We start from the raw sequence: 25,318 nt of genomic DNA, 5'->3' as shown, positions 1-25,318 counted from the left end.
TGTAATCAGTTGCCCAACAGGCAAGCACAAAATGCCTGGGACAAGAAAACTGAACATATATTTCGACTGGCACAGGGAGGCCGCATTCATGACAAGCGTAAAAAAACCGGAAGACAAAGCCATTTTGCAAAAACGCCGCACACTGCTCACCGGCGGGCTGGTAGCCGGGCTGGCGGCAACGGCGCTGGCGCCGAGCGAGCTGCTGGCGAAAGAAGCCAAAGCCGCGGGCCTGACGCTGGACCGCGCCAAATGGAGCCCGCGCAACCGCGAACAATTGCAAGCCCTGCTGGCGCGCAACGGCAGCAGCAGCGCGAGCTACAATCCTAAGCGCCGTCCTTACGCGGTGTTCGACTGGGATAACACCAGCATCATGAACGACACCGAAGAAGCGCTGCTGATGTACCAGATCAATACGCTGTCGTTCAAGCTGACGCCTAAGGAATTGAGCGAAATCATTCGTCAAAACGTGCCGGCCGGCCCGTTTGCCGCCGAGTACAAGAACGCTGCCGGCCAGAGCGTCGAGCTGGATGCGATCTGCAGCGATATCGACGGCGATTATCAGTACCTGTACGACAACTGCGACAAATTCAAAGGCGACAAGAAACTGGAAGAGATCCGCGAAACCGTGCAGTTCCAGGATTTCCGCGCCAAACTTTACTACCTGTATGAGGCCGTCAACGAAACCTATGGCGTCAATGTCGGTTACCCATGGGTGATCTATTTCTTCACCAACATGTCGGTCGCTGAAGTGCAAAAGCTGGCGGAAGCATCCAACGACCACAACCTCGGCCTGGGCCTGGTCAAGACCAAATACACCAGCCCCACGGCGCAGCCGGGCAAGGCCGGTATCGTCAGCGTCACGCATTTCCATGGAATTCGCCTGTGCACTGAAATCGCCACCTTGATGGACGCCCTCCAGCAAAGCGGGATCGATGTCTATGTCAGCTCGGCTTCGCTGGAAGATGTCGTGGCAGTGTTTGCGACCACGCCGAAATACGGCTACAACGTCAAGCGCGAACACGTGCTCGGCCTGCGCCTGGAAAGCGCCAACGGCGTCTTCGTCAACCAGTACAAGGCTGGCTGGCCGCTCAACTGGGGTCCGGGCAAGACCGAGGTGATCAAGAAGGAACTGGTCGCCAGCAAAGGTTACGGACCGATCTTCGTGGCTGGCGACAGCGATGGCGATTACGACATGCTGCGCGATTTTGCCGACACCCAGTTGGGCATGATCGTCAATCGCATGAAGAAGGGCAAGATCGGCGATCTCTCCAAACTGGCTGCCGATCAAATCCCGGCCAAGTCGCCACGCTTCCTGCTGCAAGGCCGTAACGAGCTGACCGGCAACTGGATGCCGGCCGAAGCCAGCATCAAATACGGCAAAGCCAGCGAAACGCTGCTCGGCTGACAACTCAGGCAGTACGGACAAGCGACCTTGTCCGGACTGCATTTCTGTTTTTAAGCATATCGGCCGCGGACCATCTTTCGATGCCCGCGGCCGATGCCACACGTTGCACACGTTCCGCACATTGCACACCTTGCGCACGTTTGGCACGTTTTCCCTCATCACCCGCAATAGTTCGATAGGCAACAATGAAGAAATTACTGAAAACCGCTCTTTTGCTGAGCTCCCTGGTCATGTACAGCGTCGTACCGCGCGCGATTGCCAAGGATGACGATAATCCGCGCAAGATCACCATCGGCCTGATCGCCACCACCACTGCCGAAGATACGCAGAAGCGCTGGCAGCCGGTGATCGACGACTTCGCGAAATACACCAAGATGGAAGTGCGCACGGTGGTTTCCACCAACTACAACGAGATCCTGGCCGGTTTGAAATCCAACACCATCCAGGTGGCGTGGCTGAGCAGCAAAATCGCATTGGAAGCGGTAGAAGACAACCAGTCGACGGTATTCGCGCAGATGGTCAAGAAAGATGGGTCGCGCGGTTACAATTCCGTGCTGATCACGCCAGCCAAAAGCCCGATCAAATCCCTCGAAGATATCTTGAGCAACAAGGGCGTATACAGTTTCTACGACGGCGACAAAAATTCGACTTCGGGTTATCTGGTGCCAGCCTACTATGCGTTCGCCAAGAACAAGGTCGAGCCGGACAGACTGTTCAAGAGCATCGTCGTCGGTAATCACAAGAAGAACCTGCAGGCAGTGATCAACGGCCAGGTCGATGTCGCCACCAACAATACCGAAGAGCTGGACCGCTTGAAAAAGGAATCGCCGGAACAGTTCGGTAAAGTGCGCGTGATCTGGTCCTCGCCGCTGATCCCTAACGATCCGCTGTTGTACCGCAAGGATTTACCGGCCGCCAGCAAGGCCCGCATCGAAGAGTTTTTCGTCACCTACGGCAAGTCGAAAAATCCGGCCAGCCAGCCTGAGGTGCTGCAAAACATCCTCGACCTGTCGGGCTTTCAACACTCCACCGATGCGCAGCTGAAACCGATCGCCGATCTCACCATGTTCGGCCTGTTACGTAGCAATATGTATGACACCAGGCTGAGCACTGCGCAAAAGCAAAAGGCGTTTGAGGACATCACCGCCCGCTTCGGCAAGCTGAGTATGTCGCTGGAAATGGCCCGCCTGCGCTGATGTAGCGTCGGCAAGCCCGGCTCTGCGCTAGCCTGGCAATCAGGCGCGCACGCTGCCTTCCGGAAAACGCAGGCTGAAACGTATCAGCCCGCCCTCGGAACAAGCCACCACCGCCTGACCTCCGTGCACCGTCATGATGGCGCGCACGATGGCCAGGCCCAGGCCATTCGATTCGGTAAATTCGCTGCGCGACTTGTCGCCGCGGTAGAAACGGTCAAACAGGCGATCCAGTTGCTCTTGCGGAATCGGATCGCCCTGGTTCTCGACCTCGACGCAAATCCCTTCTTCCCTCGGTATGCCACATAGCCGCACAATGCTTCCCGGCACCGCATAGCGCACCGCATTGACCACCAGGTTGCTGACCGCGCGCCGCCACATCACGGGATTAGCTTGCAGCACGCCGCTGGCGTCGACCACCAGCCTGATGTCGCGTTCTTCCGCCACGCCCTCAAAATACTCGGCGATCTTGTGCAATTCATCGGCCAGCACCAGCGGCGATTTTTCCACCGACAGGCCGGCGTGGTCGGCATGCGCCAGGAACAGGATGTTTTCCACGATCCGGCTCAGGCGCTGCAGTTCTTCCAGGTTCGATTCCAGCACCTGCTGGTATTCAGCGGCGTTGCGCACCTTGTTCAAGGTGACCTGCGTCTGACCCATCAGCGCGCCGATCGGGGTCCGTATCTCGTGCGCCAGATCGGCCGAAAATTGCGACAGATGCTCGTAACCGTCAGAGAGCCGGTCCAGCATGGCGTTGAAGGAAGCCGCCAGCCGCCGCAGTTCATGCGGCGCATCTTCCTCGCGCAGCCGTATTGCAATATTGGTCGGGCTGACTTCGGCGGCGCGGCTGGCCATTGCCGTCAGCGGCAGGAAACCGCGCTTGAGCACCAGGAAGCCGAGCAGCGCCGCCAGCAACACCGCAATCGCTGCGGCGCCTATCACATGCCAGTAGTACTCCGACAGAATGTGCGATTCCTGCGTCATCACATGAGCACCGATGATCACCACCTTGGTGCCGTCGCTGCCCACCTCGGCTTCGGTCGACACCCAGCGCACGCGCACGCCGTCGGCACGTTCACCTGGCTGCAGCGCCGCCAGCGTCAACGGCTGGTTCAGCCCGACTGGCTTCATCGGCGGCGGCGTCATATTGTCCGGGTTGACGCGCACGAACGGCGCCTGGCCCGGATAACCGAACATCAACACATCCTGCTCGCTGCCGAGCATGGTTTCAAACAGTGCCGGCCGGTCTTCTATCTGTTTGACGTTGTAGAGGTCGTGCAACAGCGTGCGGAAATGCTCGACCCTGCCGACCAGCGAATAATCGGCGCGGGTCTCCAGTGCCTGCCGGGTCGACGAATACAGGTACATGCCGAGGTTGGTGACGATGGCGCAGGCAATCAGCGCAAACAGGATAGTGACGCGCGCGGTCAGCGAACGGGTACGCCAAAAATTCATGGATTTTCAGAAAACATATAGCCGATGCTGCGCACCGTGTGGATCAGCTTGCGCTCGAAGGGATTGTCGATCTTGGCGCGCAAGCGTTTGATGGCGACATCGACCACATTGGTGTCGCTGTCGAAGTTCATGTCCCATACCTCGGAAGCGATGACGGTACGCGACAAGGCTTCGTCCTGGCGCTTGACCAGCAAGTGCAGCAGCAGGAATTCCTTGTTGGTGAGGACGATATCGATACCCTGGCGCGTGACTTTACGGCGCAGCAGATCAAGCTGGAGGTCGGCCACCTGGAAAAAATCAAGCTCATGCGCTTCACGCACCACGCCACGCCGTAGCAAGGTGCGAATCCGCAGCAGCAGTTCGGTAAAGGAAAAAGGTTTGACCAGGTAATCGTCGGCGCCCAGCTCCAGTCCGCGGATGCGGTCATTCACGTGGTCGCGCGCAGTCAGGAAGATGACCGGCAGGTCGCGGTGCGCGCCGCGGCTGCTGCGGATGGCGCCCATGATTTTCCAGCCGTCAGTGCCGGGCAGCATCACGTCGAGCACCACCAGGTCGTAGGAATTCTCCAACGCCATATGCAAACCGTCGCTGCCGTTGCGCGCCAGATCGACCGCATAGCCGGATTCACGCAGACCTTTCTTGAGGTAGGCGCCGGTCTTTGGATCGTCTTCAATGACGAGAATAGCCATACTGAGCCCTTAGATGCTGTTGCAAAATGAGTCTGGCGTTGTTACGTCGGGGCGGCCATCCGCTCCTAGTCGTACTACTCGTACTGTCTTGGTCGACGCGCCTGGCCAGATTCATTTTGCAACAGCCTCTTTGTTGAGATGGATCCATTCTATCAATTCGATTGCCGGGAAGAATGACAATATTGTCATTCAACTGTCACCGATAAGACACTCCGGCGCGCCTAGACTGGGCATCCCAGCAACCACCGAGTCAGTTTCCATGAAAACCACACAACTCTTGCGCCGCCTGGTTCCGGCCCTGCTCGCATCGACTTTCCTCGCTTACGGCAGCGCCGCCGTCGCCCAGACTGCGGCAATGACCGTACCGGTGCGGGTGCGCGCCACGATTGAAAAAGTAAATACCGACAATCTCGAAGTCAGCACCAGGGCCGGCAAGAAACTGACCTTGAAGCTGGCGCCCGACCTGACGCTGTTCTCGGTCACCCATGCCGCCATCACCGATATCAAATCCGACAGCTTTATCGGCAGCGCCGCCGTGCCGCTGCCGGACGGTAGCCTGAAGGCGCTGGAAGTGCATGTCTTCCCGGCCGGCATGAAGGTCGGCGAAGGCCATTACGCCTGGGATCTGGGCAAGAAAAGCAGCATGACCAACGGCACCGTGGGCGATGTGGTGGTGACCAGCGGCCGCACTATCACCGTGAAATATCCCGATGGCGAAAAGAAAATCGTAGTGCCGGCAGATGTCCCAATCGTCGCTCTCGATAAAGGCGACCGCAGCTTGCTGGTGCCGGGCGCGCACGGCGTGTTCTTCGTCACCAAGGCGGCGGATGGCAGCGACGTCGTCGGCCGCGCCACAATCGGCAAGGGCGATGTCGTTCCGCCGATGTAATGTGCATAGCGGGCGGCCCGGCCGCTCGCGCTGATTCTGACAAGGCTTGTCCATGACACCTGCTGACCAACCCCTGCCGCCACAACCAGTCCGGCGGCGCATCATCCATCCGCTGCTGGTGCGCGCCACCCACTGGATCAACGCCTTTGCGATGGTCTGCATGGTGATGAGCGGCTGGGCGATCTACAACGCCTCGCCGCTGTTCGGTTTCGACTTTCCGCGCTGGGCCACCTTGGGCGGCTGGCTGGGCGGAGCGATTGCCTGGCATCTGGCGGCGATGTGGTTGCTGGTGGCGAACGGATTGATCTATCTTTGCTACGGCTTGTCGGCCGGCCATTTCCGTCGCCACTTCCTGCCGCTCCGTCTTCGCGATCTGCTACGCGACATCAAGGATGCGCTGACTTTCAAACTGGCGCATCAGGCGGGCGTCTATAACGCCGTGCAGCGCCTGATGTATATCGTCGTGCTGCTGTTGGGTGTGCTGGTCGTGGCTTCCGGCCTGTCGATCTGGAAACCGGTGCAGCTGGATAGCCTGGTCGACTTGTTCGGCGGCTACGACACTGCGCGCCGCGTGCATTTCGCCGCCATGGCCGGCATCGTCGCGTTTGTGGCTGTGCATCTGGCGCTGGTGCTGATCGTGCCGAGCACCTTGCTGCCGATGCTGACCGGGCGCGCACCGCGCCACTCCCGCAAGAACGCCTCGGAACAGGAGCAGCAAGCATGAGCGAGAAGAAGAAAAACCTGCCAAAGAATAGCGAGCTGCAACCTGAACTGGTGCAGCTGCAGCGCCGGTTGTTCTTGCGTTCCGGCCTGTCTCTGGGCGCTTTGTCGCTGCTGTCCGGTTGCAACCTGCAAGACGGCGACCAGGTCGACAAAGTGCTGTGGGCGATGTCGCGCTGGAACGACCGCGTGCAGGGCATGCTGTTCCGCCCCAATCATCTGGCACCGACCTATCCGGCCAGCATGATCACCAAGCCGTTTCCGTTCAATGCGTTTTATGACGCCGATTCAGCGCCTGAAATCGATGGCGATACTTACACGCTGGAAGTCTCGGGGCTGGTGCGCAACAAGAGCAGCTGGAACCTGGCGCAGCTCAGAGCCTTGCCACAAACATCGCAGATCACGCGCCATATCTGCATCGAAGGCTGGAGCGCCATCGGCCAGTGGGGCGGCGTGCCGTTCCGCACTTTCCTGGCGCATATCGGCGCCGACACGACTGCGCGCTATGTCGGCTTCAAATGCGCCGATCGTTATTATTCCAGTATCGACATGGCGACGGCGCTGCATCCGCAAACCATGCTGGCGCTGGATTTCGGCACGGCGCCCTTGCCCACCGAATACGGCTATCCGCTAAAGCTGCGGGTGCCGACCAAGCTCGGTTTCAAGAATCCCAAGCACATTGCGGCGATCTTCGTTACCAATGAAAATCCCGGTGGTTATTGGGAGGACCAGGGTTATAACTGGTTTAGCGGGTCTTGAATCTTAGAGGCTGTTGCGAACACAGATGGTTAGGCGCTCCGACGAAGACAGTACGAACAGTACGGCTAGGAGGGTGTAGCGGGGGTTTCAGACGATATTGTCGTCTGCCTGCGGAACGACCCGGGCCTGCAAGCCCGGGCGCTCCCTGCAAGAGCAACAACGCCAAGTGTGTTTGCAACAGCCTCTAAAGCTTATTCGCCCCGTCCTGTGCAGCAAGGACATCCATGATGTCCGCTCATCAAATGCGGCGGCGCGACGCCGTCTTCATCCTGTTCCAAGGTTTGCATGAATTCAGCCAGCTGTTTTTCCATGATGGCCAAGCGGTCGATTGCCGCTGGCGGCTTTACGCCGCCGATAGATTGTGGAGGCTTGCTGACGCCGGCCAGCCAATGAGCGGCGATGTGATCGGTACTCATTCTTGCGCTTCCGGCTGGCCGTAAAATTTATCGCAAATCTTGATGCGTTCACGTCCCTGCTCCTTGCGCCAGCGATTACTGTCGCGTAGCGAATAGACGCAGCCGCAATATTCCTGCTGATAGAAATTCTCACGCTTGGAGATTTCGATCATGCGCGCCGAACCGCCTTGCTTGCGCCAGTCGTAGTCCCAATAGGTGATACCGGGGTAATGCGCCGCCGCGCGCGCGCCGCAATCGTTGATCTGCTGCATGTCCTTCCAGCGCGAGATCCCTAGCGAACTGCTGATCACCGGAAAACCGTGCTCATGCGCATACAAGGCGCTACGCTCAAAACGCATGTCGAAACACATGGTGCAGCGCTTGCCGCGCTCCGGCTCATCTTCCATGCCCTGGGCGCGGGCGAACCAGTTGTCGAGACCATAGTCGGCATCGATGAACGGGATGCCGTGCTGCTGTTCTGCGAAGCGGATATTTTCATCCTTGCGCAGGGCGTACTCGCGTTGCGGATGGATGTTCGGGTTATAGAAATAGATCGAGAAATCGATTTCGCTGGCGATCAAGGCTTCCATCACTTCGCCCGAGCACGGCGCGCAGCAGGAATGCAATAGCAGTTTATTGTGCCCGCCCGGCAGCACGAGTTTCTGGCGTTGGGTCATGACAGATCTACCTGAGGAAATGCGCCGCATTGGAAGTAACAATCGAAACAGCAGCGCGAATTGACCAGTTTGTTGTTTCAACCACGCTGCGTCAAGCGACAAACTCTCAAGTTTGTATGAGCGAAATTCATTCAGCCCGCTGTGCACCTGTCAGCCTTGCCAGTCCAAGGCCAGATTGACATGCTGCGGTCATAAATGCGGCATATATTCGGGCGGAAAATAGTGTACCAGAGAAATTTTTCCCTTTTCCCGAATGGAGTCTCCATGAAACTGAATCGCAAGTTGCATCACAATTTATTTTTCACCTTGATCAGCGCCGCCTGTGTCGCACCGTTGATGCTGGCGACGCCGAACGCCATGGCCTGGGGCGATGAGGGCCACATGATCGTCGGCACCATCGCCAACAACTACTTGACCGACGACGTCCGCTCGCAGGTCAACGCCATCCTGGCCAACGACACGACCGGCCTGACTGCGGGTGATATCGCTTCCGAGGCGACCTGGGCCGATAAGTATCGCAACTCACATCGCGAAACGGCGGCCTGGCATTTCGTCGACACCGAAATCAGCGATGGCGATATCGACACCGCCTGCTTCGGTCATCCAAGCCTCCCGGCCAACACGCCTGCATCGGGTGGCGTAGCGCAAGACTGCGTGGTGGATAAGGTCGATCAGTTCAGCGCCGAGTTGCGCGACCCGAACACCGACCCTGCGGAACGCCTGCTGGCCTTGCAGTTCTTGCTGCATTTCGTCGGCGACTTGCATCAACCGCTGCACTCCAGCGACTCCAATGACCGTGGCGGCAACGATGAAACGGTCTCGGCCACCGGCATCGCCTCCGGCAAACTGCACGCTTACTGGGATACGGCGTTCGTCAACAAGCTGGGCACCGACCAGAACCAGGTCGCCTCGGCATTGATCTCCAAAATCACCAGCGACCAGATCGCGCAATGGCAGCAACAGACGCCGCGCGACTGGTCGCTGGAAGCCTTCGCACTGGCCCGCACCGACGCCTACGGCAAACTGCCGACGCCGGAAGCGAGCGGCAAGTACAAGCTGCCGGCCAGCTATGTCAACAACGCCACCAGCGTGGTTGCATTGCAATTGAGCCGTGCCGGCGTGCGTCTGGCGAAAGTATTGAATGACGCATTGGGCGGCAACGCCGGTTCCAGCGCGTCAGTGTTTTCCTCGCCATTCAGCGGGAAGAAATAAGTAGTTGTTATAAATAACTGTCGAATAGCTGTCGAAGTGCAACCCTGAGCGCAATGACGCTCAGGGTTCACGGCTTGCTAGGCAATCAAGCCACGTTTAGCCAGCATCGGCTCCACCTTCGGGTCGCGGCCACGGAAAGCCCGGAACGCCAGCGCCGGATCTTGCTTGTTGCCTGAGCTGTAGATATGCCGCTGCAAGCGTTCTGCAATCGCCGGCTGGAACGGATCGCCGGCCTCGATGAAGGCGTCATAGGCATCCGCATCCAGCACTTCGGCCCACATGTACACGTAGTAACCCGCCGCATAGTCTGAACCGGCGAACAGATGCTGGAAATGGCTCAGGTAATGACGCTGGCCGATGTCTTTCGGAATGCCCAGCAATTCGCATTGCTGCGCTTCGAACGCATCAAGATCGACTACGCTGCCGTTTGGCAGCGAATGCAACGCCATGTCGATCAGCGCCGGGCCGGCATACATGATGGTGGCCCAGGCCTGGTCGAACTGGCGTGCGCGCTTGAGTTTTTCCAGCAAGGCCGAAGGGATCGCTTCGCCAGTCTGGAAGTGCCGCGCATGGCGTTTGAGCACGACTTCTTCCTCGGCCCAGTTCTCGAAAATCTGCGACGGCAATTCGACGTAATCCTGCAACACCTGGGTGCCGGCCAAGCGCTCGTATTTCACCTGCGACAGCAAGCCGTGCAGGCCGTGGCCGAATTCATGGAACAGGGTGCGCACGTCATCGAAACTCAGCAACGCCACATCCGCCTTGGCGAAATTATTGTTGTTGATGACGATCGGCAGCGTGCCGCCGTTATGGCCGGACTGGCTGCGGAAGATGTGCATCCAGGCGCCGCTACGCTTGCTGGCGCGGGCGAAGTTATCGCCGATGAAGAGGCCGATCAGGGCATTGTCGCGGCTGCGCACCTCCCACAGACGCGCCTCCGGATGATGCAGGGCGACGCCATGCTGCTCGACGAAGCTGATGCCGAACAGGCGCTGGGCGCAATCGAACATGGCGCCAATCATGTTTTCCAGCGCGAAGTAAGGTTTCAGTTCGGCGTCGTCGAGATCGTAGCGCGCCTGCCGTACTTTCTCGGCCAGATAACGCCAGTCCCATGCCTCAATCGGAGTCGGCTGGCCCAGGCTGCGCGCCATCTCGGTCAGTGCCACTCGGTCTTCTTCGGCCTTTGCTTTAGCCGGCTCCCACACTTTACCGAGCAGAGCCGACACCGCCTCCGGCTTGCCGGCCATGCGGTCGACCAGTTGATAGTCGGCATAAGAGGCGTAGCCGTGCAGTTGTGCCTGCTCCTGGCGCAAAGCCATGATTTCAGCAGCGACCGGACGGTTGTCGTGGCTGCCGGCATGTGCACCGCGTGCTACCCGGCCGCGCCAGACCGCTTCGCGCAGATCGCGCCGGTCCGAAAAGGTCAGGAACGGTTCGGCCAACGACGGCGACAAGGTAACCACGTGGCTCCCCTCCGGCAGGCCGCGCTGTTGCGCCGCTGCCTGCGCCGACGCGCGCAGGAATGCCGGCAAGCCGGCCAGCGCCGCTTCATCTTCCAGCGCCAGCGCAAAGCCGGATTCATCGGCCAGGACATTTTGCGTGAACTGCGTGCTCAACGCCGCCAGTCTTTCCGTCACCGCGCTATAGCGTGCGCGCGATTGCGGCGGCAGCTTGGCGCCGGCGCGCACAAAATCCAGGTGCACCCGTTCCAGCAAGCGCAGCTGCACCGGATCCAGGTCCAGCTGGGCGCGCTTGGCATGCAAGGCATCAATCCGGGCAAACAGGCCGGCATGCAGGTAGATGGCATTCTTGTGCGCAGCCAGCTTGGGCGCTAGTTCGACTTCCGCCGCCTGCAAGGCAGGCGAGGTTTCGCTGGCGGTCAGGTTTTCGAACAACAGGCTGATGCGGTTGTTGAGCCGGCCCGATTCGTCGAAAGCTGCCAGCGTATTGGCAAAAGCAGGGGCCGCCGATTGCGCGGCGATAGCATCGATCTCGGCCAGGTGAGCTGGCAGCGCAATATCAAAAGCGGGGACAAAATGTTCAGCCTTGACCTGATCGAAAGGCGGCAAGCCGTAAGGGGTATTCCAGTCTTGCAACAGCGGATTGGCGGCGTGAATGTCTGACATGGCAACGGGCATCCTGGCTAATAATGAGGCCACTATTGTATGCCTTGCGCCTTGTTTTAGCGCGCAGATATTCGCCCTGGTCGCAGCCTGTCACATGGGCGTATCAGCCATTACCGGATGTGATCCAATTCTCTATCTTCACGCCAGGGTAGTTTGCAAAATCGCGCTCGTTGTTGGTCACCAGTACCACGTCGAGCGCGAGGGCATGCGCTGCGATCAACTTGTCGAGATGGTCTTTCTTGCGCTCGCTGGTGGCCTCGCGGATCGGACCGTAGGCACTGGCCGCCGCACTATCGAATGCAGCGACAGGAATATCTTCTATCAGCGCAGCCAGGTTCTGCCGCTGGCGCGCGCAATTGGCCGAGGCAGCGACGCCGTATTCCAGTTCAGCGTAGGTAATTGCCGACATCACCACATCGCCGACGAAGCAAGTGGCGAAACGCTCAGCGACCTCGCGCGGCTGATTTTTCATCAGATAGATGCACATATTGGTGTCGAGCATGTAACGCGCCATCACAGAATCTCGCGTTCGCTTTGCTCGTGCTCGCCGCGGCCTTCAGCCATGAAGTCCGGACCGAACTGCGCGAATTTCTTGAGAACGCCGCCCAGAGAGCGGCCGACCGGGCGAATCCGCAACTCATCGCCGATGCGCTCGATCTCGAACTCAATGTCGGTGCGTTCATAGGCTAGGTCGGCAGGAATCCGGATCGCCTGGGAATTGCCGTTCTTGAAAACTTTGGTGGTTTGCATATCCAGCACCGCTTGATGAAAATACGATAAATCCATTCTAGGAGCCTCCTGAAAAAATGTAAATACATGTGTGTACATACGTTGCATGCGAATCAAAATATTCATTGGAAATGTACTTTTTCACAATAGGGTTTTTCTCAGATTCAATTTATACTGTACATATATACAGTTAAATTGAAGCGAGGAAGATTCTTATGGAAGTGGTTAGAAGATTTGAACTTGACGCTATTACCGAAGGATTGAAAACAACAATCGCACGTATTGTGGTTAGCCATCGCAGTGCCGGTGAAATCCTCACCTGGTCGCTGATGCATGACATCGAAAACCAGGCAATGCGCGCCCTTGAACAATCCGGCAATTTCGACCTGACGCACCTGAAGCTGCTGCGCGCCTATCCCACGGCGTATCCGCACACCGACGATCCGGTCAATTTCGGCAACGCCACTGGCTTGCCTGTCGCCCTGTCCCTGATCTACAAGGAATATAGAAGATCGCATTGACGGTCCGCATTGACGATCCGACTCGTGCGCATGCTGAAAACCGGCGTGCGCAGCAGCGTGCACGGATACCGGCTAAAGTGTCGGCTTGTATTTTCAGAGGCACTTCAATATGGCAGAACCACAATCCACCAAACTCAGCGCCGGCCTGGTGATCATGATGTCGATCGCCACCGGCGTCGCGGTGGCCAGCAACTATTATGCGCAGCCGCTGTTGCACACCATCGCTGCGCGCTTTGGCATTTCCAACGGCAGCGCCGGCCTGATCGTGACCGTGGCCCAACTCGGCTATGCGCTCGGCCTGATGCTGCTGGTACCGCTGGCAGACATCCTCGAACGCAAGAAAATGATCGTCGTGATGACCTTGCTTTCCGCTTGCGGACTGGTGATCACGGCAACCGCGCAGAGCATGATTTTTGTCTTGATCGGCACTGCGTTGACCGGCCTGTTTTCAGTGGTATCGCAAGTACTGGTGCCCTTTGCCGCAACACTGGCGGCGCCGCATGAACGCGGCAAGGTAGTCGGCCATGTAATGACCGGCCTGTTGCTCGGAATTTTGCTGGCGCGGACTGTGGCCGGCTATCTGTCGGCGCTGGGTGGCTGGCAAACCGTGTACTGGTTTGGCGCGGTGCTGATGATCATTGTGGCTATCGTGCTGGGCCGCGCGCTGCCACGCCACCACCAGTCGCAAAGCCTGAGCTATCCGCGCTTGCTGACATCGATCCTGGCGCTGTTCGTCGCCGAACCGGTGCTGCGTATCCGCGCCTTGCTGGGCGCGATCATCTTTGCCGTCTTCAGCGTATTGTGGACGTCGATTTCGTTCCTGCTCGCAGCTGCGCCTTTCAACTATTCGGACGGCACCATCGGCCTGTTCGGGCTGGTCGGCGCCGCCGGCGCCATGGCCGCTTCGCATGCCGGACGGCTGGCGGATCGCGGCAAGGCCGGTTTGTCTACCACCATCGGCCTGGCTTTACTGCTGCTGTCCTGGCTACCGCTGGTGTTCGCCAAGAGTTCGCTGCTGGGACTGATCATCGGCATCCTGGTGCTGGACTTGATGGTGCAAGCGGTGCACGTCACCAACCTGAGCGTCATCAATCACTTGCATCCGGATTCAAGAAACCGCCTGACGGCCGGCTACATGACTTGCTATTTCATCGGCGGTGCTTGCGGCTCCTTGCTGTCGACCGCCATGTACGGTTATGCCGGCTGGTTCGGAGTGTCGATGACCGGCGCCGGGTTGAGTGCGGCCGGCCTGTTGATCTGGTGGCTGATTGGACCTAAGGACCAACCGGCGGCAGCGGCTTGAGCCTCCCAGCCTGACCTAGCCGATGCAAGCGCTTATGCGCTCTCTTCGGCCAATATTTCCGACAGCAGTTTTTTTATCTCCGGCACGCAGGAACCGCAATTGCCGCCAGCCTTCAGACAGGCGGTGACCTCGGCTACACTCCCCAACCCCTGCTTGCGGACCGCATCGCAAATAGTGTTGCGGCCGACCGAAAAACAAGAGCACACGGTAGGCCCGGTATCTGCACCCTTTTGTATCGGCTGGCCGATCAGCAGGCCGACCCGGTCGACATCTGCCAGCCGCTCCTTGACGAACAGGCTGGCCAGCCATGCCCGCGACGGCAGGTCCGGGCGTGGCGAAAGGAAAACGCAGGCATGGATACGGTCGTCGACCACATGCACGGCGCGATAGACGCCGGCGCTGGCGTCTTCGTATTCCAGCCAGTCGGCCTCTGCGTCGCTGACGCCCAACAACGAGGCTGCCCATTCGCCATGATCTGCAATCGGACTGCGGCCGGCCAGTTCGTAACGATTGAAGTGCTGCCCCTGGATACGCGTCCAATGGGTGACATCGTCCAGCACGGGCTGATGACGACTCAGCACAAAACCGTACCAGGCAACCGGAAATTCTTCGACCCGCACCGGCGTGTGCTTGAATTCCGGTTCACCGGAAACCGGATCTACCACTGGATTGACCAAGGCGCCAACCCGCGCATCCGAGGCGGTCTGCGCATTCCAATGGATGGGCACGAACATCGTGCCGCGGGCGATGCCGCCGCCATGCTGCACCCTGGCCACCATCGCTCCCCAGCGGCTGCTCACGCGCGCCAGCATGCCTTCGCGCACGCCATACAGCAGGGCGTCCTGCGGATGCATGTCGATAAAGGATTCGGGCACGTGATCGGCCAGCCTGGGTGATTTGCCGGTACGCGTCATGGTGTGCCACTGGTCGCGCACGCGGCCAGTGTTGAGGCTAAGCGGATATTCGCTGTCGATCGCATTCTGCGGCGCTCTTGGTGGCGTGGGGATAAAACGTGCCCTGCCATCGACGTGAGCAAAGCGGCCATCGGCAAACAAGCGTGCAGTCCCTTGTTTGTCACCCGATGGTGCGGTCGCCAATGGCCACTGCACCGGCTGCATGGCATCGAAGCGCGCTTCGTCCATGCCGCGCAAGCCGTCCAGATTGAACATGCGATGCTGACCGTTAGCATGATTGCGATAGGCGCTCAAGCCAGCGTGCTCATCGAATACCTGATGCGCGGCGGTGAAATCGAAGCCGGCGTAGCCCATGCGTTGCGCCACCTGGCAAATGATCTGCCAGTCCGCGCGTGCTGCGCCGGGAACCGGCAAGAAGGCACGCTGGCGCGAGATGCGTCGCTCGGAGTTGGTGACGGTGCCGTCTTTCTCGCCCCAGCCCAAAGCGGGCAGCAAAACATGGGCAAAGGCATTGGTGTCGGTTTTTTCCATGATGTCGGAAATCACCACCAGTTCGCATTTTTTCAATGCGCGCTGAACTTGATCCGCGTCCGGCAGGCTGACCACCGGATTGGTGGCCATGATCCATACCGCCTTGACCCTTCCGGCTTCAATCGCCTGGAACAGGTCCACCGCCTTCAAGCCCGGCCTGTCCGCCATCCGCGGCGAATTCCAGTAAGTCTGGACCGTCTCGCGATGCTGCGGATTATCCAGCTCCATATGCGCCGCCAGCATGTTCGCCAGGCCGCCCACTTCACGCCCGCCCATGGCGTTCGGCTGGCCGGTGATCGAAAACGGACCCATGCCCGGTTTGCCTATGCGTCCGGTCAGCAGATGACAGTTGATGATGCTGTTGACCTTGTCGGTACCGGATGAGGATTGGTTGACGCCTTGCGAAAAGGCCGTCACGACTTTCTGACTGTCTGCAAACCACTGATAAAAAGTCAGCAAATCTTGCGGATCGAGCTTGCAGATTTTTGCTACTGCACCCGGGTCGGCGCAATCTTCCTCTGCCACTTCCAACGCAGCGGCCATGCCGTTGGTATGGGCAGCGACAAAGCCGTCATCGGCAACGCCGGCGCGCGCCAAAAAACTGAGCAGGCCGTTGAACAGCCAGACGTCGCTGCCGGCTTTCAGCGGCAAGTGCAGATCAGCCAGTTCGCAGGTAGCGGTGCGGCGCGGATCGATGACCACCAGCTTCATTTGCGGCCGGCTTTCCCTGATCTTGGCGATGCGCTGGAACAGGATCGGATGGCACCACGCAGTATTCGATCCGACCAGCACCACCAGGTCGGCCAACTCCAGGTCTTCGTAGCAAACCGGCACCAGGTCGGCGCCGAACGCACGCTTGTGGCCGGCGACGGCAGACGACATGCACAGCCGCGAATTGGTGTCGATGTTGGCGCTGCCGATGTAGCCTTTCATCAGCTTGTTGGCAACGTAGTAGTCTTCCGTCAGTAACTGGCCCGAGACATACAACGCCACCGAATCCGGGCCGTGCTGGTCGATGATCCGGCGAAAACCATGCGCCACCTTGTCCAGCGCGGTATCCCAGGATGTCGGCTGCAGCACTTTCCGGTCACCTTCCCCGTCGCGTATTTTCGGATACAGCAGACGGCCGTCGAGCGCCACCGTCTCTCCCAGCGCTGAGCCTTTGACGCAGAGACGCCCCAGATTGGAGGCGTGCGTTTCGTCGCCGGCGATGTCGATCCGGCCGTCATTACCTACCTTGGCGCGCACGCCGCAGCCCACCCCGCAATAGGGACAGGTGGTCTGCGTGCCGGCCATCTTGCCAGCCGCTTGCAACGGGAAAATCCGGGGAGAATTCATACCGGCTTCCGGTCAGGCGGCTTCAGCGCAGAGCGCTTTGCCGAACAGCAGCTGACTACGCAGCCCTGAAATGTCGGCCTTGGTCTGAATCAGCTCGAAATACCAGGGACCATCCTTGACGTCGCCATAAAGCACCGCGCCGACGATGTGCGGGCCGTTGATCACCAGCCGCTTGTAGATGCCACGGCGCGGATCGCGCAGCACCAGGTCTTCGCTGCCTTCACCGCCGATGAAATCGCCGGCGGAATACAAATCGACGCCGGTCACCTTGAGTTTGGTCGCGGTGGCCTGCTGCACGTAGCGCCGATGGCCGGCGCCGGCAAGATGCGCGCCGCAGACGCGCGCCTGATCCCAGATCGGCGCTACCAGCCCGAAGGTCGCCATGCGGTGTTGCACGCATTCGCCAACGGCATAAATACGCGGATCGTAAGTTTGCAAGGTATCGTCGACCACGATGGCGCGTTCGCAATGCAGGCCGGCCTGCTGAGCCAAATCGATATTCGGGCGCACGCCGGCAGTCATGACGATCAGGTCTGCCGGAATCTGGCTGCCATCCTTGAAGCGCACCGCCGTTACTTGCGTATCGCCGACGATTTCGGCTGTCTGAGCGTTCAATAAAAAACGTAGCCCTTTCTGCTCCAGCGCTTTCTTCAGCAACAGAGCCGCCGACTTGTCCAGCTGTCTTTCCATCAGGCTGTCCATCACATGCACCACGGTCACATCCATGCCTTGCCGCAGCAAACCGTTGGCGGCTTCCAGGCCAAGCAGGCCACCGCCAATCACTACCGCATGCCGGTGATTGCGCGCCGCCGTCAGCATGGTCTCGACATCCTGGATATCGCGGAAGGCAATCACGCCCGGCAGCTGATGACCCGGCACAGGAATGATGAAAGGCTTGGAGCCGGTGGCTAGCAGCAGGCGGTCGTAGCGAATCTCGACGCCGGCGCGCGAACGCACCAGGCGGCGGTGGCGATCGATGCTGACCACAGGATCGCCGGCATGCAAGGTGATGCCGTTCTGGACATACCATTCGCGCGGATTGAGCATGATGTCGTCCATATTCTTGTCGCCAGCCAGCAACGGCGACAGCAGGATCCGGTTGTAATTGCCATGCGGCTCGGCGCCGAATACGGTGATGTCGTACAGCTCCGGCGCCAGCTTGAGCAGCTCTTCGACCGTGCGCATGCCGGCCATGCCATTGCCGATCACCACCAGCGAAGGCTTGTTGGCCGAAGACGCTCTGGCGTTCATACGCCGACCCACACCTTGCCATCGGCGATACGGGCCGGATAGGCACTCACAGAATGCTCGGGCGCTTCCAGGCATTCGCCGGTTTGCAGGTCGAAGTGATGTTTATAAATCGGCGAAGCAACCACGATGCGTTCGCCGAGGCTGCCAACCAGTCCGCGCGACAGCACCGATGCCTCGGAATTAGGGTCATAGTTGCCGATGGCGAAAACCCGGTGTTCGCCGTCGATGACATGGAAAATCGCAACCTGCTCGCCATTAATCAAAGCGCAGACGCCGGTATTCGGCACGATGTCGTCCAACGTACAGACGTCAACCCAACGATTGCATTGAAGATCATTGTGCATGGTGTTCCTTTAAACCGTTTCAACCACAACCGGGATATTGATGCGCTTGCGCTCTTCTATGCTGGCCGGACGGATCTGGCCGCGCTCTTCCACGAACACTACGTTGTTGTCGACCTGCTCGCTGTTGACGAAATGCTGGAAGCGCTTGCGCGTCTCCGAATCGGTCACGGCTTTCTTCCATTCGCATTCATAGGTATCGACCACATGCTGCATGTCGGTTTCCAGATCGGCGGCGATGTTGAGCTTGTCTTCCACCACCACTTGCTTCAGATATGCGAGGCCGCCTTCAAGGTTGTCGCGCCACACGCTGGTGCGTTGCAAACGGTCGGCGGTGCGGATGTAGAAAATCAGGAAACGATCGATCGTCTTGATCAGCGTCGCCTTGTCGAGGTCTGCCGCCAGCAGTTCGGCATGACGCGGCTTCATGCCGCCGTTGCCACAAACGTACAGGTTCCAACCCTTCTCTGTCGCGATGATGCCGACATCCTTGCCTTGCGCTTCTGCACATTCGCGGGTGCAGCCGGAGACGCCGAACTTGATCTTGTGCGGCGCACGTAAACCCTTGTAGCGGTTTTCCAGTTTGATCGCCAGGCCGACGCTGTCGTCGAGGCCGTAGCGGCACCAGGTCGAACCGACGCAGGATTTGACCGTGCGCAGGGACTTGCCATAGGCATGCCCGGATTCGAACCCGGCGGCAATCAGCTCTTCCCAGATCAGAGGCAGCTGCTCGACCCTGGCGCCAAACAAGTCGACGCGCTGGCCACCGGTGATCTTGGTGTACAAGCCGTATTTCTTGGCGACCTGGCCGACGGCAATCAGGCCATCCGGCGTCACTTCGCCGCCCGCCATGCGCGGCACCACCGAATAGGTACCGTCCTTCTGGATATTGCCGAGGAAGTAGTCGTTGGAATCTTGCAGGCCGGCGTGTTCCTTCTTCAGCACGAAATCGTTCCAGCAGGAAGCCAGGATGCTGGCCGCGACCGGCTTGCAGACGTCGCAGCCGAGGCCTTTGCCGTGTTGTTCCAGCAAGGCCGCGAAGGTCTTGATCTGGCCGACCTTGATCAGGTGATACAACTCCTGGCGCGAATAGGGAAAATGCTCGCAGACATGGTTATTCACCGCCATGCCCTGCTTCTTCATCTCAGCTTTCATGACCTGCGTCACAAGCGCCACGCAACCGCCGCAGGACGTACCAGCCTTGGTGCAGCTTTTCAACGCGCCGATGCTGGTGGCGCCGGCGCTCACCGCCGCACACAGCGCGCCTTTGGAGACATCGTTGCAGGAACAGATCTGTGCCGATTCGGGCAAGGCATCAACCCCGATGCCTGGTTTCATCTGGCCATCGGCTTGCGGCAGGATCAGGAATTCCGGCGATGCCGGCAACTCGATACGATTCAGCATCATCTGCAGCAACGTACCGTACTCGCTGGCATCGCCCACCATGACGCCGCCGAGCAGATACTTGCCACACTCGGAGACCACAATTTTCTTGTAGATCTGTTTGCGCTCATCGGTAAATTGATAAGAGCGGCTACCAGCTTCTTTACCGTGCGGATCGCCGATGCTAGCGACATCCACGCCCATCAGCTTGAGCTTGGTGCTCATGTCGGCGCCGGTAAATTCCGGCGTGACGGCTGCGGTATCGGCAGAAAGTTCGGCCAACACCTGCTTGGCGGCGATACGCGCCATGTCGTAGCCGGGCGCCACCAGTCCGAATATGCGGCCGTTCCACAATGCGCACTCGCCGATCGCGTAGATATCCGGATCAGAGCTGCGGCAGCTGTTGTCGATGACGATGCCGCCACGGTCGCCGACTTTCAAGCCGCTGTCGCGCGCCAGTTCGTCGCGCGGCCGGATGCCTGCCGAAAACACGATCATGTCGGTATCGAGATGGCTGCCGTCATCGAAATTCATGCGATGCGCCCCGGTCTTGCCGTCGACGATTTCCAGCGTGTTCTTTTGCGTGTGTGCGGTAACGCCGAGTTCTTCGATTTTCTTGCGCAAGATGCGGCCGCCGCTTTCATCCACCTGCACCGCCATCAGACGCGCAGCGAACTCGACCACATGGGTTTCCAGCTGCATGTCGCGCAGGGCCTTGGCGCACTCCAGCCCGAGCAAGCCGCCGCCGATCACGACGCCGGTCCTGGAACGCTTGCCGCATTCCAGCATCGCTTCCAGGTCTTCGATGGTGCGATAGACGAAGCAATCCTTGCGCTGGTTACCGGCCAGGGTCGGCACGAACGGGTAGGAACCGGTGGCGATCACCAGTTTGTCGTAAGGCAGCATTTCGCTGACGCCGTTGACATTGAACGCGACAGTCTTGGCGGCGCAATCGATCAGCTGGGCCTTGGCGTTCAGCTTCAGCTGGATAGCTGTGCGTTCGAAAAATCCCGGCTCTACCAGAGACAGGTCCTGCGCCGATTTTCCGGCAAAGAATTCCGACAAGTGCACACGGTCGTAGGCCGGACGCGGCTCTTCGCACAACACCGTGACTTCCATACCCGGCACTTGCGCCTCCGCCAGGCACTCCAGGAATTTGTGGCCGACCATGCCGTGACCGATGACGATGATTTTCATTCTGCTTTCCCTCAAGCGGTAACGTTACGACTGGCTAGTGCACTGTCATGCAATTCCTGTTCCTGCGCCTTGTGCGCTGCGCCGAAGCGCACGGCGATTGCACACAGCGCCGAGAGCGCTACCAGCACGCCGAGCACGCTCAGGGTCTGCTGGGTATCGCCCAGGCTTTTCATCAGGAAGCCGGCAGCCACTGCGCCGACATTGCCGCCGGCGCCGATGATGCCGGCCACGCCGCCCAATGCCTTGCGGTCGATGAACGGCACCAGCGCATAAGTCGCGCCGCAAGCCATGTGGGTAAACAAACCGAACGTCAGCATCGCGACCACCGCTAGCATGGCGCTCTCGGCATGCGCAAACCACAGCAGACCAAGGCCCTCGCCCAGCATCAATGCAAACAGCAAGGTCGCGCGGCTGTTGAGGCCTGCGCCTGATTTACGGTTAGCCAGCCGGTCTGACAGCCAGCCGCCCAGGGCGCGTGCAAACAAGGCCAGCAAACCGAAGCTGGCGGCCGCCATGCCGGCGCTTTTCAGCGACAGGCCGAAATGGTCGACGTAGTAGATCGCGGCGATGTTGTGGATAAATATTTCGACGCCGAAGCAGGCGCCGTAGGTGACAAACAGCAGCCACACGCGGTAGTTGGCGCTGGCCGCACGAAAGCTGGCCCAACCACCTTTTTTCCCACCTTCCGGCATTACGCCGCGGGCGCGCATTTCTGCATAATTCCCTTCAGGGCAATCTTGCGTGTAACGCCAGTACAGTGCCGCCATGATCAGCATGAACACGCCCGGCACCAGCAAAGCCAGGCGCCAGCCCATAGTGCTGCTGACGCCCAGCATCAGCAAGGCAGCCACCAGCAAGGGCATCAGGCCCTGCGCAGCGCCGCCACCGCTGTTGCCCCAGCCGGCCGAAGCGGCATTCGCGGTGCCAACCACGTTGGGGGCGAACATGACCGAGGTGTGATACTGGGTGATGACGAAGCTGGCGCCCACCGCACCGATGCACAGGCGAAAGAACAGGAAACTTTCATAGCTCTGCACCAGCGCCACGCCAAACACCGGCAAAGCACCGATCAGCAGCAGCCCGGTGTAGGTTTTGCGCGGACCGTAGCGGTCGCACAGCGGGCCGACCAGCAATCGCACCAGAATCGTCACCGCCACTGCGGCGATGTTGATATTGGCGATCTGCGCCATGCTCAGGCCAAGTTGCTCTTTGATCAGCGGCATCAGCGGCGCGCAAGCGAACCAGGCGAAGAAACACACGAAGAACGCCATCCAGGTCAAATGGAAGGCGCGCATTTGCGGCGTGCGCAGGCTGAAGAGCTGAATACTGGTCGCTTTGCTGGTCATGTTGTCCACCGTTTTTGTCTTTAAAAACAAAAAGGCGTCCTCCCGGCTCAACCGGGAGTGCGGTTAAGCCAAGAGGACGCCGTTGTCCTACAGAACCATCATTGGATCTGCGTCAGAATGTGTGGGATCGTCGTTGATCCTGCCTGTTGTTGAGCAAAGGCCGTGCCATCCTTCTAAACCCTTGATTTCATGCGGCTTGCAGCCTTTGATTGCCGGCAAGACAAGCACAATACGCTCTGCGCCGGTGCGGCGGTCAACCATTCCTGCCTGAAAATGGTGCGCCGCACTCTGTTTCAGTGCGCACCTAAATCGCCTGCCACCCCTCGATCCCGGTGAAAACCGCTGCGCCTATCAAGAGTGCGCCAATCAGACGGCCAGTGACTGCGCCGCCACGCGGGTTGCCCTCGAACCAGCCGTTGACGCGGCTGGAAAGCAAGGCAATCGGACCGTACACGGCAGCTTGGGTCATCCAGGTGATCCCCCCCAGCACCAGAGCCTGGCTCCAGATCGGACCGGCGTCGAGTTTCAGGAATTGTGGAAAGATCGCCAGCATGAAGACATAGGCTTTCGGGTTCAGCAAGCTGGTCAGCATGCCGCGTAGAAAAGTCGTCGCAGGCGCCTTGCTCGTCCCGCCGCCCGCCGATCCTGCAGTAAGGCGGAAAGCGTTCTCGCTGCGCAGCAAAGACCAGCCTATCCAGGCGATGTATACGGAGCCGGCCAGCAAGACCAGGTTGAACAGCGCCGGCCACAATTTCAGGATCACCGCCAGGCCCAGCACCGCCATGACGATGTGGCAGACGCCGCCGGCGATAATCCCCGCCACTGCGGCCAGGCCAGAACGGCGTCCGCCCACCAGTGCGCTTGCCATGATGAACGCCATGTCCAGACCGGGCAATACGATGACGCCCAGGACAATCATGAAGTACAGCCAAAGATTTATCGATTGCATTTTGCGCTCTCCCGGTTATGGTCTATCGTTTATTCGCCTAGCCAACGCAAGCGTGAACGCTTGGTTGGATCAAGTATCACCAGCTCGGGCGCTGTCCTGAGCATGCCGCTTGCGACCAGTTCTTTGCTGGCGCGTTCCGCCAGCGGATTGAAGCGGCTTTCCAGCATCCTGTCGTCTTCGACGATCCCCAGCCATACCAGGTAAGGGCCATCTGTCCTGACCGGAAGCTGCGGAAAATTGTTATTCGCATCCAGCGTGACCAGCACGCCGGCTTGCCGGACGCCAGCTTCGCGGTAACCGGCAAAGCTGGCGGCAGCGCGCTCTGCAAACTGCTCCACTTCGCCATTCTTTATCGCAAAAATCTGTGCCAGCACGATACCCTTGGCGCCTTGCATTTCGCGCACAGGATCCACAGCCGGCAACACCGTTACACCGCTGCCCTGGTCCAGCGGACGCAGCAGCATCACGTTATCGCTGTCGACCATCAAGTCATTCAATACGGACTTGTGTTCTTTCCAGACAGGCCCGTAATAGAAAGCGCCATTGACAATGGCGCGGGCATCCATGTTCTTGAAACCGCGTAGCCAGGTGAAGGCGTTCGGATTCTTGCGCTCACCGAACTGACCGAAGGCAATCGCACCGAGTTGCTGGAAAGCTTCTGGAAAGTAAGTCTCGAAATAGGCGGCGAAATTCGCCCGGCCGCCATCCTTGATCAGGTAGCGGCGGAATTCGATCACTTGGAAATCATTGAGATGGCTAATGTTGTTCATGGCGGCCTGTTGGGTGATGGTTGGCGTTTGTGCGAAAACTGCGTGATGGCTTGCTAAAAGAAGAAGAAAACCAGCGATGATGCGATACATGTTTTTTGCCCCCGCATAGGAAATGGGTTGTCGTTTTTTTGTGCTGAAAATCAAGATAAGATATATTTAGGACAGAATTAGCCCTATATATAATTTATTCTCTGCCTCATGTATCACCCAACCACGCGCGTATTGGCAGTACTGGAACTGCTGCAGACTCATGGCCGCATGAGCGGGGCAGAAATGGCTGCGCGCCTCGACATCGATGGCCGCACCTTGCGCCGCTATATCGTGACCCTGGAAGAAATGGGGATTCCGATCACCACCGATCGCGGCCGCCACGGCGGCTATGCGTTGATGGCGGGTTTCAAGCTGCCTCCCATGATGTTCACCGACGACGAAGCTCTAGCCCTGGCTATCGGCTTGCTGGCCGCGCGCAGCCTGGGATTGGCCGAAGCGGCACCAGCGGTGGCCAGCGCCCAGGCCAAACTGGAAAGGATCATGCCGGCCAATCTGAAACGGCGCGTCGGCGCGGTCGATGAAACGGTCAAGCTCGACTTCTCGCAAGCAACCTCGCCCGACAATAATGCGGCACTGGTTGCCCTCAGCGCTGCGGCGCAAAAAAGGCAGCGGGTCCACATGCACTATCGCAGCGCGCAAGGCGACGACAGCGCGCGTGACTTCGATCCCTATGGCCTGGCCTACCGCGGCGGCCGCTGGTATGTTGCAGGCATGTGCCATCTACGCAAGGATTTGCGCTCGTTCCGGCTGGACCGGATCGGTCAGGTGCAACCGTTGGAGCAGGAATTTACGCGGCCGGCGGATTTCGACGCGCTGGCGCATTTGTCGTTTTCGGTCGCCACCATCCCGCGCGCTTTCGCCATCGAAGTACTGCTGAAGACTGACCTGAAATCTGCGCGCGAGCATCTGTTCGACGCCATCGGTATCCTCGAACAAACCGATGACGGAGTGCTGGTGCACAATCAGTCCGATGACCTCGACTGGTTTGCGCGACAGCTGGCGCGCTTGCCGTTTGCGTTTGAAATCCATCATCCGCCGGCGCTGCGCGACGCTGTCAAAAGCTGCGCGCAAAGGCTATTGCTGCTGGCAGAAAAATAGCATCGCAGCAGTAAATACTGTCGCCACATTTTTCTGCGCCACTCTGCACGAAGATGAAAAAAACGCCTGCCAAGAG

At 59.2% G+C, this 25,318-nt stretch carries 23 protein-coding genes; 9 read left to right on the top strand and 14 right to left on the bottom strand.

Annotated features, from left to right (window positions below; genetic code table 11):
* Positions 1-88: 88 nt before the first annotated feature.
* Positions 89-1,405, top strand: coding sequence for a haloacid dehalogenase-like hydrolase (locus LT85_RS00870; RefSeq protein WP_052134467.1), 1,317 nt, complete (start codon positions 89-91; stop codon positions 1,403-1,405).
* Between the two features lie 185 nt (positions 1,406-1,590).
* On the top strand, positions 1,591-2,601 hold the full coding sequence (gene phnD, locus LT85_RS00865) for a phosphate/phosphite/phosphonate ABC transporter substrate-binding protein (protein ID WP_052134465.1): 1,011 nt from the start codon (positions 1,591-1,593) through the stop codon (positions 2,599-2,601).
* A 39-nt stretch (positions 2,602-2,640) separates the two neighbouring features.
* Here the strand turns inward: phnD and LT85_RS00860 are convergent, their stop codons facing one another.
* Both LT85_RS00860 and LT85_RS00855 read right to left on the bottom strand, forming a co-directional pair.
* A complete protein-coding gene (locus tag LT85_RS00860) occupies positions 2,641-4,053 on the bottom strand; it encodes a heavy metal sensor histidine kinase (RefSeq protein ID WP_038484160.1) in 1,413 nt (470 codons plus the stop codon).
* A complete protein-coding gene (locus tag LT85_RS00855) occupies positions 4,050-4,742 on the bottom strand; it encodes a heavy metal response regulator transcription factor (protein ID WP_038484157.1) in 693 nt (230 codons plus the stop codon). Before LT85_RS00855 ends, LT85_RS00860 begins: the two co-directional genes overlap by 4 nt.
* 259 nt (positions 4,743-5,001) lie before the next feature.
* On the opposite strand from LT85_RS00855, the gene LT85_RS00850 reads away from it, so the two are divergent.
* The 3 genes from LT85_RS00850 to LT85_RS00840 are packed head-to-tail and all read left to right on the top strand — an operon-like array spanning position 5,002 to position 7,110.
* Positions 5,002-5,631, top strand: coding sequence for a hypothetical protein (locus LT85_RS00850; RefSeq protein WP_038484154.1), 630 nt, complete (start codon positions 5,002-5,004; stop codon positions 5,629-5,631).
* Positions 5,632-5,683: 52 nt separating this feature from the next.
* The gene (locus LT85_RS00845; RefSeq protein ID WP_052134464.1) at positions 5,684-6,355 is read left to right on the top strand and encodes a cytochrome b/b6 domain-containing protein; all 672 of its coding nucleotides are present in this window, start codon (positions 5,684-5,686) and stop codon (positions 6,353-6,355) included.
* On the top strand, positions 6,352-7,110 hold the full coding sequence (locus LT85_RS00840) for a molybdopterin-dependent oxidoreductase (protein WP_038484151.1): 759 nt from the start codon (positions 6,352-6,354) through the stop codon (positions 7,108-7,110). Before LT85_RS00845 ends, LT85_RS00840 begins: the two co-directional genes overlap by 4 nt.
* 191 nt (positions 7,111-7,301) lie before the next feature.
* Here LT85_RS00840 and LT85_RS00835 read toward each other — a convergent pair whose 3' ends face one another.
* Both LT85_RS00835 and LT85_RS00830 read right to left on the bottom strand, forming a co-directional pair.
* Complete coding sequence (locus tag LT85_RS00835) at positions 7,302-7,526, bottom strand: hypothetical protein (protein WP_038484148.1); 225 nt, start codon at positions 7,524-7,526, stop codon at positions 7,302-7,304.
* Complete coding sequence (locus LT85_RS00830; RefSeq protein WP_038484145.1) at positions 7,523-8,182, bottom strand: epoxyqueuosine reductase QueH; 660 nt, start codon at positions 8,180-8,182, stop codon at positions 7,523-7,525. Before LT85_RS00830 ends, LT85_RS00835 begins: the two co-directional genes overlap by 4 nt.
* A gap of 264 nt (positions 8,183-8,446) precedes the next feature.
* Between LT85_RS00830 and LT85_RS00825 the strand changes: the two genes are divergently transcribed.
* Positions 8,447-9,394 (top strand): S1/P1 nuclease, encoded by a 948-nt coding sequence (locus LT85_RS00825; RefSeq protein WP_052134463.1) that lies wholly within the window; start codon positions 8,447-8,449, stop codon positions 9,392-9,394.
* Positions 9,395-9,471: 77 nt separating this feature from the next.
* Here the strand turns inward: LT85_RS00825 and LT85_RS00820 are convergent, their stop codons facing one another.
* The 3 genes from LT85_RS00820 to vapB all read right to left on the bottom strand — a co-directional run bounded on the left by LT85_RS00820 (position 9,472) and on the right by vapB (position 12,270).
* Complete coding sequence (locus LT85_RS00820; protein WP_253273635.1) at positions 9,472-11,520, bottom strand: M3 family metallopeptidase; 2,049 nt, start codon at positions 11,518-11,520, stop codon at positions 9,472-9,474.
* Positions 11,521-11,623: 103 nt separating this feature from the next.
* Entirely contained in the window at positions 11,624-12,034 is a 411-nt protein-coding gene (locus LT85_RS00815) for a type II toxin-antitoxin system VapC family toxin (RefSeq protein WP_038484139.1), read from the bottom strand.
* Entirely contained in the window at positions 12,034-12,270 is a 237-nt protein-coding gene (gene vapB / locus LT85_RS00810) for a type II toxin-antitoxin system VapB family antitoxin (protein WP_038494602.1), read from the bottom strand. The genes LT85_RS00815 and vapB overlap by 1 nt, the downstream gene beginning before the upstream one ends.
* A 194-nt stretch (positions 12,271-12,464) precedes the next feature.
* On the opposite strand from vapB, the gene LT85_RS25120 reads away from it, so the two are divergent.
* Entirely contained in the window at positions 12,465-12,770 is a 306-nt protein-coding gene (locus LT85_RS25120) for a DUF2471 family protein (RefSeq protein WP_052134462.1), read from the top strand.
* A gap of 109 nt (positions 12,771-12,879) precedes the next feature.
* On the top strand, positions 12,880-14,073 hold the full coding sequence (locus LT85_RS00800; RefSeq protein WP_038484136.1) for an MFS transporter: 1,194 nt from the start codon (positions 12,880-12,882) through the stop codon (positions 14,071-14,073).
* A gap of 32 nt (positions 14,074-14,105) precedes the next feature.
* Here LT85_RS00800 and LT85_RS00795 read toward each other — a convergent pair whose 3' ends face one another.
* The 7 genes from LT85_RS00795 to LT85_RS25115 form a co-directional block, all read right to left on the bottom strand.
* Positions 14,106-16,856 carry a nitrate reductase gene (locus LT85_RS00795; protein ID WP_038484133.1) on the bottom strand — a complete coding sequence of 917 codons (2,751 nt, stop codon included), beginning with the start codon at positions 16,854-16,856 and terminating at the stop codon, positions 14,106-14,108.
* Positions 16,857-16,868: 12 nt separating this feature from the next.
* Positions 16,869-18,107, bottom strand: a complete 1,239-nt coding sequence (locus LT85_RS00790) for an NAD(P)/FAD-dependent oxidoreductase (RefSeq protein ID WP_052134461.1) — start codon at positions 18,105-18,107, stop codon at positions 16,869-16,871.
* On the bottom strand, positions 18,104-18,451 hold the full coding sequence (nirD, locus tag LT85_RS00785) for a nitrite reductase small subunit NirD (protein ID WP_038484130.1): 348 nt from the start codon (positions 18,449-18,451) through the stop codon (positions 18,104-18,106). The genes LT85_RS00790 and nirD overlap by 4 nt, the downstream gene beginning before the upstream one ends.
* 9 nt (positions 18,452-18,460) lie before the next feature.
* Positions 18,461-21,028 (bottom strand): nitrite reductase large subunit NirB, encoded by a 2,568-nt coding sequence (nirB, locus tag LT85_RS00780; protein WP_038484127.1) that lies wholly within the window; start codon positions 21,026-21,028, stop codon positions 18,461-18,463.
* An 11-nt stretch (positions 21,029-21,039) separates the two neighbouring features.
* On the bottom strand, positions 21,040-22,374 hold the full coding sequence (locus tag LT85_RS00775) for an MFS transporter (protein ID WP_038484124.1): 1,335 nt from the start codon (positions 22,372-22,374) through the stop codon (positions 21,040-21,042).
* Between the two features lie 304 nt (positions 22,375-22,678).
* A complete protein-coding gene (locus LT85_RS00770) occupies positions 22,679-23,323 on the bottom strand; it encodes a LysE family translocator (RefSeq protein ID WP_038484121.1) in 645 nt (214 codons plus the stop codon).
* Positions 23,324-23,352: 29 nt separating this feature from the next.
* A complete protein-coding gene (locus LT85_RS25115) occupies positions 23,353-24,093 on the bottom strand; it encodes an NIPSNAP family protein (RefSeq protein ID WP_172656924.1) in 741 nt (246 codons plus the stop codon).
* A 198-nt stretch (positions 24,094-24,291) separates the two neighbouring features.
* Here LT85_RS25115 and LT85_RS00760 point away from each other — a divergent pair, with 198 nt between their 5' ends.
* The gene (locus LT85_RS00760) at positions 24,292-25,242 is read left to right on the top strand and encodes a helix-turn-helix transcriptional regulator (RefSeq protein WP_038484118.1); all 951 of its coding nucleotides are present in this window, start codon (positions 24,292-24,294) and stop codon (positions 25,240-25,242) included.
* Positions 25,243-25,318: the final 76 nt, after the last annotated feature.

Origin of the sequence: Collimonas arenae, assembly GCF_000786695.1 — a bacterium.
GTDB classification, from domain to species: Bacteria; Pseudomonadota; Gammaproteobacteria; order Burkholderiales; family Burkholderiaceae_D; genus Collimonas; species Collimonas arenae_A.
This window is presented reverse-complemented; position numbering and strand designations above follow the sequence as displayed.

Coding starts and splice junctions, on each gene's coding strand:
- LT85_RS00870 (WP_052134467.1), top strand. CDS start 89: ATGACAAGCGTAAAAAAACCGGAAGACAAAGCCATTTTGCAAAAACGC.
- phnD (WP_052134465.1), top strand. CDS start 1,591: ATGAAGAAATTACTGAAAACCGCTCTTTTGCTGAGCTCCCTGGTCATG.
- LT85_RS00860 (WP_038484160.1), bottom strand. CDS start 4,053: ATGAATTTTTGGCGTACCCGTTCGCTGACCGCGCGCGTCACTATCCTG.
- LT85_RS00855 (WP_038484157.1), bottom strand. CDS start 4,742: ATGGCTATTCTCGTCATTGAAGACGATCCAAAGACCGGCGCCTACCTC.
- LT85_RS00850 (WP_038484154.1), top strand. CDS start 5,002: ATGAAAACCACACAACTCTTGCGCCGCCTGGTTCCGGCCCTGCTCGCA.
- LT85_RS00845 (WP_052134464.1), top strand. CDS start 5,684: ATGACACCTGCTGACCAACCCCTGCCGCCACAACCAGTCCGGCGGCGC.
- LT85_RS00840 (WP_038484151.1), top strand. CDS start 6,352: ATGAGCGAGAAGAAGAAAAACCTGCCAAAGAATAGCGAGCTGCAACCT.
- LT85_RS00835 (WP_038484148.1), bottom strand. CDS start 7,526: ATGAGTACCGATCACATCGCCGCTCATTGGCTGGCCGGCGTCAGCAAG.
- LT85_RS00830 (WP_038484145.1), bottom strand. CDS start 8,182: ATGACCCAACGCCAGAAACTCGTGCTGCCGGGCGGGCACAATAAACTG.
- LT85_RS00825 (WP_052134463.1), top strand. CDS start 8,447: ATGAAACTGAATCGCAAGTTGCATCACAATTTATTTTTCACCTTGATC.
- LT85_RS00820 (WP_253273635.1), bottom strand. CDS start 11,520: ATGTCAGACATTCACGCCGCCAATCCGCTGTTGCAAGACTGGAATACC.
- LT85_RS00815 (WP_038484139.1), bottom strand. CDS start 12,034: ATGGCGCGTTACATGCTCGACACCAATATGTGCATCTATCTGATGAAA.
- vapB (WP_038494602.1), bottom strand. CDS start 12,270: ATGCAAACCACCAAAGTTTTCAAGAACGGCAATTCCCAGGCGATCCGG.
- LT85_RS25120 (WP_052134462.1), top strand. CDS start 12,465: ATGGAAGTGGTTAGAAGATTTGAACTTGACGCTATTACCGAAGGATTG.
- LT85_RS00800 (WP_038484136.1), top strand. CDS start 12,880: ATGGCAGAACCACAATCCACCAAACTCAGCGCCGGCCTGGTGATCATG.
- LT85_RS00795 (WP_038484133.1), bottom strand. CDS start 16,856: ATGAATTCTCCCCGGATTTTCCCGTTGCAAGCGGCTGGCAAGATGGCC.
- LT85_RS00790 (WP_052134461.1), bottom strand. CDS start 18,107: ATGAACGCCAGAGCGTCTTCGGCCAACAAGCCTTCGCTGGTGGTGATC.
- nirD (WP_038484130.1), bottom strand. CDS start 18,451: ATGCACAATGATCTTCAATGCAATCGTTGGGTTGACGTCTGTACGTTG.
- nirB (WP_038484127.1), bottom strand. CDS start 21,028: ATGAAAATCATCGTCATCGGTCACGGCATGGTCGGCCACAAATTCCTG.
- LT85_RS00775 (WP_038484124.1), bottom strand. CDS start 22,374: ATGACCAGCAAAGCGACCAGTATTCAGCTCTTCAGCCTGCGCACGCCG.
- LT85_RS00770 (WP_038484121.1), bottom strand. CDS start 23,323: ATGCAATCGATAAATCTTTGGCTGTACTTCATGATTGTCCTGGGCGTC.
- LT85_RS25115 (WP_172656924.1), bottom strand. CDS start 24,093: ATGAACAACATTAGCCATCTCAATGATTTCCAAGTGATCGAATTCCGC.
- LT85_RS00760 (WP_038484118.1), top strand. CDS start 24,292: ATGTATCACCCAACCACGCGCGTATTGGCAGTACTGGAACTGCTGCAG.